This window comes from Bradyrhizobium sp. CSS354 (assembly GCF_029051725.1).
Classification (GTDB): Bacteria; Pseudomonadota; Alphaproteobacteria; order Rhizobiales; family Xanthobacteraceae; genus Bradyrhizobium.
In genome coordinates this window covers 213,704-226,195 of record NZ_JAACFU010000004.1, presented here as the reverse complement: position 1 = coordinate 226,195, position 12,492 = coordinate 213,704, and the positions used below count along the sequence as shown (strand labels likewise).

Here is a 12,492-nt window from a genome sequence, read left to right as displayed (position 1 = left end):
GGGCATGGCAGAAACAACCGATCAGGAGAGCAAGACAGAAGAGCCGACCGAGAAGAAAGTCCGCGATGCGCTCGAACAGGGCAAAATCCCGGTCTCTCGGGAGGCTTCCATCTTCGCATCGATGGCGGCTCTGATGGTGATCCAGATGTTTCTGATCGGCCAGGGCGTGCAGCAATTGACGCCGATGCTGACGGGCTTTCTCGACGATCCCGACGGCTTCCCTCTCAGCACCGGGGCTGACGCACTCAATCTCCTCACCGTAGTGGGCCTTCAGGCACTGCGGTTCCTGACGCCGCTGGTCGTCACCCTGGCGGCGTTCGGGCTCGCAGCCTCGCTGTTGCAAAATGCTCCCAGCCTGGTGCTCCAGCGTATCACGCCGGATCTGTCGCGAATCTCTCCGCTCAGCGGCTGGAGCCGGCTGTTTGGATCGCAGGGTCTCGTCGAGTTCGCGAAGTCGCTGTTCAAGCTCGCTGCGGTTACTATCGTCGTCGTGTTCGTGCTGCGCTCGTCGGAAGCGAAGGCGTTCGAGGCGATGTACACCGATCCGGTCGCACTGCCGGAGATGATTCTCAACATCGCCATGCGAATCGTCTCGGCGATCTGCATTGCGACCATCGTCCTGGTCGCGGTCGATCTCGCCTGGGCGCGCTTCCACTGGCGGCGCGAGCTGCGCATGACGCGGCAGGAGATCAAGGACGAGCATAAGCAGGCCGAAGGCGATCCGCTGATCAAGGCGCGTCTGCGCTCGCTGGCGCGCGACCGCTCGCGCCAGCGCATGATCGCTTCCGCATCGCGCGCGACGCTGGTGATCGCGAACCCGACCCACTTCGCGATTGCGCTGCGCTACAATCGTGAGGAAAATCCGGCGCCGATCGTCGTGGCGAAGGGTATGGACGTAATTGCGCTGAAGATCCGCGAAGTCGCCGAGCAGAACCGGATTCCGGTGATCGAGAACAAGGCGCTCGCGCGCGCGCTCTACGAGGCGGTTCAGGTCGACCAGGTGATTCCGGCGGAGTTCTTCCGGCCGGTCGCCGAGATCATCTACTTCCTGCAGTCCAAGCAGACGCCGCGGTCCGAGAAGGTTCAGTAGAATTCCGAGGACGGCGTCCCTTCCATCAGCCTGACGAAAGCTTGCGACCCTAAGGTTACACCGTCTGAACCAGAATGGTGCTGCCGTGGGACCGCTCTATCTCTTCGAACTAGCATCCTCGCAGGCGCGATACCTCGAGCTCCGCCAATCGACGATCGCCACCAACGTGGCCAACGCCAACACGCCGGGCTTCAAGGCGCGCGACGTCGAGCCCTTCAACAAGGTGCTCGATGGCACGCCGGTGAGGCTCGCGACGACGGCGCCGTCGCACATGCAGCTCTCCGCTGCCGAGAGCGACACGCGCGCGACCGCGAAGAAGGACAGCTGGGATGTGGTTCACTCCGGCAACTCCGTCAGTCTCGAGCAGGAAATGATCAAGGGCAGCGACGTCAGTCGCGATTACTCGATGAACTCGGCGGTCGTGCGGTCGTTTCACCGCATGCTGCTGTCGAGCGCGAAGACCTGAGGTGAACTGACATGCTGGACTCACTGCAATCCTCGTTGACGGTCGCGAGCTCCGGGCTCGAAGCGCAGTCGACGCGCATGCGCATCGTCTCGGAGAACCTCGCCAACGCGACGTCGACGGGGCGCGTCGCCGGCGCCGATCCTTATCAACGCAAGACGATCACCTTCGATGCCGCGATGGACCGCGCCTCGGGCGCGCAGCTGGCGAAGGTCAAGGAAATCGGGGTCGACACCACGCCGTACCGCGTGGAGTACGATCCGGGGCATCCCGCCGCCGACAAGGCCGGCTACGTCAAGCTGCCGAACGTCAACATGATGATCGAGATGGCCGACATGCGGGAAGTCAACCGGTCCTATGAAGCCAATCTCCAGGTCGTGAAACAGGTGAGGTCGATGCTGGGCATGACCATCGACCTGCTGAGGAGCTGACAATGCTTGAGGCAATATCATCCACCGCGATCTCAACTGCGCAGGCGGCGAGCCGCGCGACCGAGACGCAGGCCATCTCGCCGGCGGCGACGCCCGCGATCCAGTCCGGCGGCGACGTCGGATTCGAATCGGTCATGAAGCAGGTGACGACCGACGCGATCGGGACGCTGAAGGCGGGCGAGGCGGCCTCGATCTCGGCGATGCAGGGCAAGGAATCGACGCGGCGCGTCGTGGAGGCGCTGATGTCGGCCGAGCAGGCCTTGCAGACGGCCGTCGCAGTTCGCGACAAGGTCGTGCAGGCCTACCAGGAAGTCGTTCGGATGTCGATCTGATCAAGGAGTGACGCTGTGAAATCGCTTGCCATCGCGGCCACGGGCATGAACGCCCAACAGACCAACATCGAAGTCATCGCGAACAACATCGCCAACATCAACTCGACGTCGTACAAGCGGGCACGCGCCGAGTTCACCGATCTGTTCTACCAGATGGACCGCATGCAAGGCGTTGCGAACACCAGCGGCTCCTCGCCGATCCCGGAAGGTGCCAATCTCGGCCTCGGCGTCAAGTCGGCGGCGATCCGCAAGCTGCACATCCAGGGTGCTCTCACCCAGACCGGCAATCCCTACGACATGGCGATCAACGGCCGCGGCTGGTTTCAGGTGCTCGGCCCGAACAACGAGGTGCAATACACCCGCGCGGGTTCGTTCAATACCAATGCCAACGGCCAGCTCGTCACGATCGACGGCTACCTGCTGGATCCGGCCATCACGGTGCCGCAGGGGACGGTTCAGGTCACGGTCAACCAGACTGGACAGATGTTCGCCAAGCTGGACACCGAAGTGAACCCGCGGCAGATTGGCCAGCTCAACCTCGCCAATTTCGCCAACGAGGCTGGCCTCGAACCGCTGGGCAGCAATCTCTATCGCGAGACCACGGCGTCCGGCACGCCGGTCGTCGGGCTGCCCGGCGATTCTGGCTACGGCAAGATTAACCAGCAATATCTCGAAGCCTCGAACGTCGACCCGGTCAAGGAAATCACCGAGTTGATCTCTGCCCAGCGCGCCTACGAAATGAATGCCAAGGTCATCCAGGCCTCGGATGAAATGGCCCAGACGGTCTCGAAGGGCATGCGCTAGTTCCGGTGTATCCATGTTGAACAGGATGGGCTTGATGGTGCGCGGGTTGGCCGCCGTGCTGCTGGTTCTCGTCTCGGCGCGTCTCGCCGCGGCCGAGGAGAAGCGGCTCCCCGTGCCAGCCGTCTCGATCCGCGCCGGCGAGCTGATCCGGGACGACATGATCACCGAGCGCGCCTTTGCGCGGAACGTGCTCGGCGTCGCCATGTTCATCGAAGGACGCCAAGTCCTGGTCGGTCGCATGGCGCGCCGCCTGCTGCTGCCCGGCCAGCCGATCCCGACCAACTCGGTGGAGGATCCCTGGACGGTCGCCCGCGGCGCGATGGTCAAGGTCGTGGTCGAAGACAGCGGCCTGTCGATCGTGACCTACGGCGCGGCGATGCAATCGGGCGCGCCCGGCGCGCTCATCCCGATAAGAAACACCGATACGGGCGTGATCATCAGGGGCGTCGTCCAGCCGGACGGCACGGTCAAGGTCGTGGACGGGTCATGACCAGAGTCCTGCTTGCGCTCGTCCTGCTCGTTTCCGCCGTCAGCGCCCAGGCCGCCGTCCGCATCAAGGACATCGCGGACATCAAGGGATTGCGCGAAAACCAGATCGTCGGCTACGGCCTCGTCATCGGCCTGAACGGCACCGGCGACACGCTCCGCAATGCGCCGTTCACGGAGCAGTCCCTGCAATCGATGCTCGAGAACATGGGCATCAATGTCCGGAACGAGACCACCAGCACCAACAATCCGCCGCGTCCGACGACGCTGCGCACGCGCAACGTCGCGGCCGTGATGGTGACCGCGGACCTGCAGCCCTCGATCGGTGCGGGCGAGCGCATGGACGTGACCGTGTCGTCGCTTGGCGATGCGACCTCGCTGCTCGGCGGCACCCTGGTGATGACGTCGCTGCGTGCGGCGGACGGTGCGGTCTATGCAGTGGCGCAAGGCGCGGTCACGGTCGCCGGTTACAGCGTCGGGGGCCAGGCCCAGAACGTCAGCCAGGGCACGCCAACCGCGGGCCGCATCCCGAACGGCGCGCTGGTTGAGCGCGAGGTGCAGGGTAGTCTCCATGAAATGGAGTACCTCGTGCTGGAGCTCAAGAATCCCGACTTCGTCACCGCAACGCGAATCCTCGACGCCATCAACCGCTACGCGGGCGGACGCTACCGCGCCCAGATCGCCTTCGAGCGCGACTACCGCACCATCGTGCTGTCGAAGCCGCGCCACATCGGACCTGTCCGCTTCCTTGCCGAGATCGGCGAGCTGACGGTCGAGCCGGACACGCCGGCGCGGGTGGTGATCAACGAGCGTACCGGCACAGTGGTGATCGGACGCGACGTACGGATATCGACCGTTGCCGTAACGCATGGCAATCTGACGGTCCGCGTCACCGAGCTTCCCGTGGTGTCGCAGCCGGCGCCGTTCTCGCGGGGGCAAACGGTGGTGGTGCCCCAGACAGTGGTCGAGGCCAACGAAGCCGGATCGCAGGTGGCGATCCTGAGCGGCGTCGATCTGCAGCGCCTAGTGCGCGGGCTGAACCAGATCGGCCTGAAACCATCCGGCATCATCGCGATCCTCCAGGCGATCAAGACGGCCGGCGCCCTCCAGGCGGATGTCATCGTGCAATGACGCGTAAGCGCCGTGCAAGCTTGCTCGCTCAATGCTCTCTCGACCGAGAATCTCGCGCGGGCCGATGTTGAAGCTGGATCATAAAGCCAAACTCCTCCTCCTGGTCGCGGCCTCCGCGCTCGCGAGCGCTTCGCCCGTTCTGGCGCTGGATGAGGCCAAGCCGTCGAAGCCGCTCAACCTGCTGTCCTTCGCGCGCGCCCGCGCGCCTGGCCCGCAGAAGCCGATCTCATCGATCCCGAGCGACAATGCGTCGATGCGGGCGACGGCGTGGGCAGCCGAAGATTCGGGACCGGCGACCACGGGTGCCGTGCCGGCCTCCGAGAAGCCCGCGCCCGCACCCACAGCCGCGCCGCGACCGGCCAAGCCCGGCAGCGTCACGGCGCCGCCGAAGCCGGTGCCGCCCCCGGCCGCTGCAACCGCGGACAACGAAGTCGCCCTGTTCTGCAGCAATGTCGCCGACCCCGCAGTCGATGCAAGGCTGGCCTGGCAGCTCAAGGAGCTGGAGAAGGCCGAGAACCAGCTCCGCGAGCGGATCGCCGAGGTCGAGGCCAAGCGCGCCGAATATGAGAAGTGGATGGCGTTGCGCGACGACTTCCTGAAGAAGGCCGAAGCGAGCGTCGTCGAGATCTACTCGCGCATGAAGCCGGATGCCGCCGCAACCCAGATCGCCGGGATGGCGGACGAGACGGCTGCGGCCGTGCTCGCAAAGCTCAGCCCGAGGAGCTCGAGCGCAATCTTCAACGAGATGGAGACGGGGCGCGCGGCGCACCTCGCCGATCTGCTCGGCGGAATGCGTCGCGTGGATGACGGAAAGACCAAATAGATGAAGAATCTGATCCTCATCCTGTCGCTGTTATCGCTTGCCGGATGCGTCACTGATCCGGCCGAGGTTCTGACGGGCCCGCGATTGTCGCCGGTCGGGAGCGGCCTGAGGACGCAGGCCGATCCGATTCCCGTGACGCCCCGCATGCGCTCGCCCGTCAGCTATCGCTCGACCTGGGACGACGGCACCGACCTCTACCGCGATCCCCGTGCCCGGCGGACCGGCGACGTCGTGACAGTCATCATCTCGATGCAAGACAAGGCCAAGCTTGACAACAAGACCGACCGCTCGCGCGATTCGCAGATCAAGTTCGGGCTCGACTGGCTGATGGACGTTGCGGGATGGCAGGACAAGGGCTCGACGAGCGCCAACCTCAACACCAACACCCAGATCAAGGGCAACGGCCAGATCGACCGCACAGAGGATATCAAGCTGTCGATCGCGGCCATCGTCACCGACGTGTTGCCGAACGGCAATATGATGATCAGCGGCTCGCAGGAATTCAAGGTCAACACGGAGATGCGCGTGCTCAACGTCGGCGGCATCGTGCGTCCACGCGATATCTCGCGAACCAACACGATCTCATACGACAAGATCGCCGAGGCGCGCGTGGCCTATGGCGGTCGCGGAAATCTCTCTGACGTGCAGCAGCCTGGATGGGGACATCGGATCTATGACGCCGTGGCACCGTTCTGAGATGCGCGACCGTCGGGCCGCGTCGCGGGGGCAGGGGACGGCATGCGCCTGATTGCAGCCATCCTGGTGCTGACCCTGATCGCGATCGGCGCGGGCGCGCTTGCCGGCCTGCATCTGTTTGCGGCCGCCGAGCGCGTCGCGGATGCGAAGAAAACCGCCACGCCGCCACCTCTTGCCTCCAGCTACGCCGGCAGCGCGCGGCTCAGGAAGCTGTCCCCGATCGTGACCAATCTCGGCGCGCCGGCCAACAACTGGGCCCGCATCGAAGCCTCCATGGTGACCGACAGCATGAGCGACGAGGATGCCGGCATCCTGGCGGCCCATATCAGCGAGGACATCGTCACCTATCTGCGCTCGGCGACGGTTGCGCAGTTCGAGGGATCTCGCGGGCTTCAGCATCTGCGCGACGACCTGACCGAACGCGCCAATATCCGCTCCTCGGGCAAGATCCGCGAATTGATCATTGAGACGTTGGTGATTCAGTGAAACTGAGAGTCCTGCTGCTTGCGTTGCTCCTGGTCGTGCTGCCCGAAGTGGCGCTGGCCCAGATTCCGGACCTCAATTCGCTGCTGCCGCCGGGCAACGGCTCGACCAGCGGGCGCATCATCCAGCTGATGGCGGTGATCACGGTGCTATCGGTGGCGCCGGGACTGCTCATCATGGTGACGAGCTTCACGCGATTTGCGGTGGCGCTGTCGTTCCTGCGCGCCGGACTCGGCCTGCAGACCACGCCGGCCAACCTGGTGCTGATCAGCCTCGCGCTGTTCATGACCTTCTACGTGATGGCGCCGACCTTCGACCGCGCCTGGGAGACCGGCATCCAGCCGCTAATGAAGAACGAGATCTCGGAGGAAGAGGCCTATCTGAAGATCACCGATCCGTTCCGCGAATTCATGCTGGCCCATGTTCGCGACAAGGATCTGCAGACGTTCGAATCGCTGGCCGCGGAGAGCTTCCGCAGGAAGTTCGATGACAAGCGCGTCGACATGCGCGTCATCATTCCGGCCTTCATGATTTCCGAGCTCAGGCGTTCGTTCGAGATCGGCTTTCTCATCATCCTGCCGTTCCTCGTCATCGACATGATCGTGGCGACGCTGACCATGTCGATGGGCATGATGATGATGCCGCCGACGATCCTCGCACTGCCGTTCAAGATGCTGTTCTTCGTGCTGATCGACGGCTGGAACCTGCTCGCCTCCGGGCTGGTGCGGTCGTTCTCTTGACGGCAACGAGCGCCAGGCCGGATGGTTATGGTTAGCGAGAAGTACCGGCCTATGGTTAGCAATAGGTAACGTTAACCATCTGATTTTACCGCACAATTCAAGTCGATCTTAATCTGCGCGCAAGATTCGGCATGTTAGCAATGCGTCACGGCGGGTTGGACCCCACCCACATCAGTCCAAAGGCATGATGCCGCCCCTCCGTACCGGTGAAAGCCCGGTATGTCCCCTCGTGAAAATGTAACGCGTACATAAAGGGACATTCGCAATGTCAAGCCTGCTTACGAACTCGACTGCCATGACCGCTCTCCAGACCCTGCGGTCTGTGAGCTCGCAGCTCTCCACCACGCAGACCCGCATCTCCACCGGCCAGCGCGTCTCGACCGCTTCGGACAACGCTGCGTACTGGTCGATCGCGACCTCGATGCGCGCTGATAACGCCGCGCTCTCCGCCGTCTCCGACTCGCTTGGTCTGTCGGCTGCGACCGTCGACACCGAATATACCGCTCTGACCACGGTCATCGGCGACAAGGACTCCGGCCTGACCAAGCTCCAGTCCCTGCTGGTCGAAGCCAAGACCGCCGGTATCGACCGCAGCAAGATCCAGGCCGACGTCACCCAGATCCAGCAGCAGATGAAGGCGACAGCCACTGCGGCGACCTTCAACGGCATCAATTGGCTGAGCACGACCGCCACCACGCCGACCACCTTCAGCCTCGTCTCGTCGTACTCGCGTGTCGGCGGTACGCCCACCATCGGCTCCATCACCGTGACCACCGCGAACTATTCGCTCTACACCTCGACGCAGACCGGCATTCTGGATACGGCCGGTTCGACCGCTCCGTCGATCAACACGATGAGCATCTCCGCGTTGACCGACTCGGCAGCTGACCAGACCACGCTCGATGGCTACATCGCGCAGGTCACCGCTGGCATCAATTCGGTGGCCTCGGCCGCCGCCAATCTCGGTGCCGTCAAGAACCGCCTCTCCACCAACACGGACTTCGTGAAGTCGCTGATGGACTCCGTGGACCGCGGTATCGGTCAGCTCGTCGACGCCGACATGAATCAGGAGTCCACCCGCCTGTCGGCCCTCCAGGTCCAGCAGCAGCTCGGCGTGCAGGCGCTCTCGATCGCCAACAACAGCAGCCAGAGCATCCTGTCGCTGTTCCGCTAAGCCTCAAACGATTTTGGGGAGGGCCGCGCTTCTCACGAGGCGCGGCCCTTTCATTTTGGCGTGACGTCGCGCGCCGCAATTTCGGCCGCCTTGTTGCGGCAAAGACACAGAGCCACAAGCCCCGCACAAGCTTCGCGGGCTATCGTCGCCGTTACGACAGGTTGGGCCTTGACGCTTTTGCGCAGCCCAAAGGCATGACGCCGCCCTGCCGTACCGGTGTAAGTCCGGTATGTCCCCAAATCTAATTCAATCTCCAAAGGGACATCAAAATGGGTTCTAGCCTCCTCACCAACTCGTCTGCAATGACCGCGCTGCAGACCCTTCGCAACGTTAGCTCGCAGCTCGCGACCACGCAGAACCGCATCTCGACCGGTATGCGCGTCTCCACCGCTTCGGACAACGCTGCCTACTGGTCGATCGCAACGTCGATGCGCTCCGACAATGCCGCGCTCTCCGCCGTCTCCGACTCGCTCGGTCTGTCGGCTGCGACCGTCGACACCGAATATACCGCTCTGACCTCGGTTATCGGTGACAAGGACTCCGGCCTGACCAAGCTCCAGGCGCTGCTGGTCGAAGCCAAGACCGCCGGTATCGACCGCACCAAGATCCAGGCTGACATCACCCAGATTCAGCAGGATATGAAGCTCAAGGCCAACTCGGCGACCTTCAACGGCATCAACTGGCTGAGCACGACCGCCACCACGCCGACCACCTTCAACCTGGTGTCGTCGTACTCGCGTGTCGGCGGTACGCCCACCATCGGCTCCATCACCGTGACCACCGCGAACTACTCGCTCTACACCTCGACGCAGACCGGCATTCTGGACACGGCCGGTTCGACCTCTCCGTCGATCAACACGATGAGCATCTCCGCGTTGACCGACTCGGCAGCTGACCAGACCACGCTCGATGGCTACATCGCGCAGGTCACCGCCGGCATCAACTCGGTGGCCTCGGCCGCCGCCAATCTCGGTGCCGTCAAGAACCGACTCGCGACCAACACGGAGTTCGTCAAGACCCTGATGGACTCGGTGGACCGCGGTATCGGCCAGCTCGTCGACGCCGACATGAACGCGGAATCGACCCGCCTTCAGGCGCTCCAGACCCAGCAGCAGCTCGGCGTTCAGGCGCTCTCGATCGCCAACCAGAACAGCCAGAGCATCCTGTCGCTGTTCCGCTAAGCGGCGGCTTCGAAAACGACCGTGCTCCTCAGGGAGCACGGTCTCCGCCATGAACGGCGGATCTGACGGCACACGAAGTGCCCACATCGGTCTCCTGACGCCACCTTCCAGGCAACACGCCGTCGCCGATCGCACCGCGATGCGACCGGCCGTCCGCTTGTTGCCGACGCGCGCGATCGCGTCACTCAGTCTCTTGTAAAATTGCAACGCCTCGCCGGCGAACCGACACATTCGTGATCTCGCGCAACCTTCAGACAAGGTTGGCAGCAGAGTGTCCTCTACGTTCGCATTGGTACGAGGTCACATGCTGCTCAGTCGTGCGCAGGTACAGCAACTGCTCAACAATCTGCTCGAGCTTGGGCCGCGACGCCTGATGGCCTTGGGATTGATCGGTTTCGCCGTTCTCGTCACCGTCGTGGGCGGCGCCTATTATCTGAGCCGGCCTGAATTCGAAACGCTCTATACCGGCCTTTCCCGCGAAGACGTGACGCGTATGGGTGCCGCGCTGCGCGAGCAGAACATCACCTTCGACGTCAACACAGCCGGCGACGCGGTCTCGGTGCGTCCGAGCCAGACGATGCAAGCGCGGATGCTGCTCGCCGAGAAGGGGCTGCCGACCAGCGCCAATTCCGGCTACGAGCTCTTCGACAAGATCGGCTCGCTCGGTTTGACCTCGTTCATGCAGGAGGTCACCAAGCTCCGGGCGCTGGAAGGCGAAATCGCCCGCACGGTGCAGTTGATGAAGGGCGTGAAGGCGGCGCGGGTGCATATCGTGATGCCGGTGCGGGGGTCGTTCCGCGCGACGCAGCAGCCGCCTTCGGCATCGGTCGTGCTGCGCACCGACGGCGCAATCGAGGCACGCACGGCGCAGTCGATCCGTCATCTCGTCGCGGCGGCCATTCCGGGCATGAGTCGCGACAAGGTCACGGTGCTGGACGCCGACGGTTCGATGCTGCTTGCCGAAGAGGATGAGGCGACGGCTGCTCCGACCAAGATGGCGAGCCTGCAGAAGACGGTCGGCGGGATGGTGCAAGAGAACATCCGCAAGGCGCTGACGCCGTATCTGGGCCTCGACAATTTCGAAGTGAGCGTTGCATCGCAGCTCTCCACCGACAAGCGGCAGATCAACGAGACCGTCTACGATCCGGAGAGCCGCGCAGAACGTTCGGTGAGGAACGTCCGCGAGAACGAGAAGTCGCAGAATGCGGACCGTTCGCAGCCGACCACGGTGCAGCAGAACCTTCCCGACCAGCAGGTGAACGCCGGCGGCACCAAGAATTCCAGCGAGGACAAGACCCGCCGCGAGGACGTCACGAATTTCGAGGTCTCTTCCAAGACCACGACGACGGTGAGCGACGGCTATTCGGTGAAGAAGCTGTTCATTGCCGTGCTGGTGAACCGCGGGCGGCTCATTGCCGACCTCGGGGACAAGAGCAACCAGGCCATCGTCGACAGCAAGCTCGCCGAGATCAGCCAACTCGCAGCCACGGCCGGCGGGCTGGACAAGGCGCGCGGCGACCAGATCCAGGTGACAGCCGTCGATTTCATCGAAGGCTCTCGCGAACTGGCACCGGTGCCGCCGATCAGCTTCGTCGAGATGATCAACAAGCAGCTCGGCAGCGTCATCAACGCAGTGACGATCCTGGCCGTCGCTTCGATGCTGGTGTGGTTCGGACTTCGTCCTGCGGTCAACGGCATTTTGACCCATCGTGCGGCGCAGGAGCAGACCGAGGCGGCGGAAGCTGCCGAGCTCGAGTCGGCCGCTGGCGCCCTTGCATTGGCGGACAACGAGGAGGCCGAGCTCAACCTGGTCGAAGACCTCGAAGGCAAGATGCAGCGAACGCCGCAGAAGCGGTTGGAGCAGATCGTCCGTCTCGATCAGATGCAGGCGGCAGCGATCCTTAAAGACTGGATGCGACGCGAGGAGGCGGCATGAACGCGGCAATCGGAAAGCTCCTGACGCAGTTCGACGCGAACGGGCGGGTCAAATCGCCTCCACCTCCACCGCCACCCAAAATCCAGGACGTGCTGACGAGGCCGAAGGAAGCCCGGCGCGAGCCTCAGCCTCAGCCTCAGCCGCAGCCCCAGACCCATTCGCAACCGCAGTCGCACCCGCAGCTTCAGTCGCCGCCTCCGGCGCCGAAGGCGGAAGCCCCGGCGGTCAATCTCCTGGACGATGCCTTTCGGCGCGGCCATGCGGCCGGCGTCGCGGAGGGCGAGTCCAGGATCGCCGAGGAACGAGTGCGCAGCGCAATCCGGCTCGGCGAAGAGCGGGCCAAGTGGTCCGACCAGCAGGCGGTGGCGGTCGTCACCGGTTTCGAGACGGCGTGTCGCGAAATCGAGACCAACATCGCGAGCTCCGTTGCGCGGATATTGCTGCCGTTCCTGGCCGATGCGGTCCGCGACAAGGCGATCGGGTCGCTGGTCGAGCAGATTGCGGCGCTGACCGGAAATTCGCCGGTGCCGGTGTTCAAGGTCACGGGCCCGAGCGAACTGCTCGACCTGGTGAAGACGCAGCTCGGGACGGCCCGGCGAACGGGCTTCGAGTATGAGGCCGCCGATACTTTCGAGGTTCGCGTCGTGGCCGACCAGACAGTGATCGAGACGCAGATCACGGCCTGGAGCGAGCGCCTGAAAGAGGCGCGCCGGTAGTCCGTC

The 12,492-nt window shown here is 63.9% G+C and carries 15 protein-coding genes; all 15 read left to right on the top strand.

Features of this window, described 5'->3' with window-relative positions; genetic code table 11:
• Positions 1-4: 4 nt before the first annotated feature.
• Positions 5-1,090, top strand: a complete 1,086-nt coding sequence (gene flhB / locus GWG67_RS11070; RefSeq protein WP_275169382.1) for a flagellar biosynthesis protein FlhB — start codon at positions 5-7, stop codon at positions 1,088-1,090.
• Positions 1,091-1,175: 85 nt separating this feature from the next.
• Positions 1,176-1,556 (top strand): flagellar basal body rod protein FlgB, encoded by a 381-nt coding sequence (gene flgB / locus GWG67_RS11065; RefSeq protein ID WP_275169381.1) that lies wholly within the window; start codon positions 1,176-1,178, stop codon positions 1,554-1,556.
• A gap of 11 nt (positions 1,557-1,567) precedes the next feature.
• Positions 1,568-1,984, top strand: a complete 417-nt coding sequence (gene flgC / locus GWG67_RS11060; RefSeq protein ID WP_063995056.1) for a flagellar basal body rod protein FlgC — start codon at positions 1,568-1,570, stop codon at positions 1,982-1,984.
• 2 nt (positions 1,985-1,986) lie between these two features.
• On the top strand, positions 1,987-2,316 hold the full coding sequence (locus GWG67_RS11055; protein ID WP_219681287.1) for a flagellar hook-basal body complex protein FliE: 330 nt from the start codon (positions 1,987-1,989) through the stop codon (positions 2,314-2,316).
• Positions 2,317-2,331: 15 nt separating this feature from the next.
• Positions 2,332-3,120, top strand: coding sequence for a flagellar basal-body rod protein FlgG (gene flgG / locus GWG67_RS11050; protein WP_007613959.1), 789 nt, complete (start codon positions 2,332-2,334; stop codon positions 3,118-3,120).
• Between the two features lie 13 nt (positions 3,121-3,133).
• Complete coding sequence (gene flgA / locus GWG67_RS11045) at positions 3,134-3,610, top strand: flagellar basal body P-ring formation chaperone FlgA (protein ID WP_275169380.1); 477 nt, start codon at positions 3,134-3,136, stop codon at positions 3,608-3,610.
• A complete protein-coding gene (flgI, locus tag GWG67_RS11040; protein ID WP_275169379.1) occupies positions 3,607-4,737 on the top strand; it encodes a flagellar basal body P-ring protein FlgI in 1,131 nt (376 codons plus the stop codon). The genes flgA and flgI overlap by 4 nt, the downstream gene beginning before the upstream one ends.
• A 64-nt stretch (positions 4,738-4,801) precedes the next feature.
• Positions 4,802-5,560, top strand: coding sequence for a MotE family protein (locus GWG67_RS11035; protein ID WP_275169378.1), 759 nt, complete (start codon positions 4,802-4,804; stop codon positions 5,558-5,560).
• On the top strand, positions 5,561-6,256 hold the full coding sequence (gene flgH / locus GWG67_RS11030; protein ID WP_275169377.1) for a flagellar basal body L-ring protein FlgH: 696 nt from the start codon (positions 5,561-5,563) through the stop codon (positions 6,254-6,256).
• Positions 6,257-6,298: 42 nt separating this feature from the next.
• On the top strand, positions 6,299-6,742 hold the full coding sequence (locus tag GWG67_RS11025) for a flagellar basal body-associated FliL family protein (RefSeq protein ID WP_275169376.1): 444 nt from the start codon (positions 6,299-6,301) through the stop codon (positions 6,740-6,742).
• Positions 6,739-7,479 carry a flagellar type III secretion system pore protein FliP gene (gene fliP, locus GWG67_RS11020; RefSeq protein ID WP_007595877.1) on the top strand — a complete coding sequence of 247 codons (741 nt, stop codon included), beginning with the start codon at positions 6,739-6,741 and terminating at the stop codon, positions 7,477-7,479. Before GWG67_RS11025 ends, fliP begins: the two co-directional genes overlap by 4 nt.
• A 265-nt stretch (positions 7,480-7,744) precedes the next feature.
• Positions 7,745-8,653, top strand: coding sequence for a flagellin (locus GWG67_RS11015; RefSeq protein WP_275169375.1), 909 nt, complete (start codon positions 7,745-7,747; stop codon positions 8,651-8,653).
• Positions 8,654-8,922: 269 nt separating this feature from the next.
• Positions 8,923-9,834 carry a flagellin gene (locus tag GWG67_RS11010; protein ID WP_275169374.1) on the top strand — a complete coding sequence of 304 codons (912 nt, stop codon included), beginning with the start codon at positions 8,923-8,925 and terminating at the stop codon, positions 9,832-9,834.
• Between the two features lie 304 nt (positions 9,835-10,138).
• Positions 10,139-11,770 (top strand): flagellar basal-body MS-ring/collar protein FliF, encoded by a 1,632-nt coding sequence (gene fliF / locus GWG67_RS11005; RefSeq protein WP_275169373.1) that lies wholly within the window; start codon positions 10,139-10,141, stop codon positions 11,768-11,770.
• Positions 11,767-12,486, top strand: coding sequence for a hypothetical protein (locus tag GWG67_RS11000; protein WP_275169372.1), 720 nt, complete (start codon positions 11,767-11,769; stop codon positions 12,484-12,486). The genes fliF and GWG67_RS11000 overlap by 4 nt, the downstream gene beginning before the upstream one ends.
• Positions 12,487-12,492 lie beyond the last annotated feature (6 nt).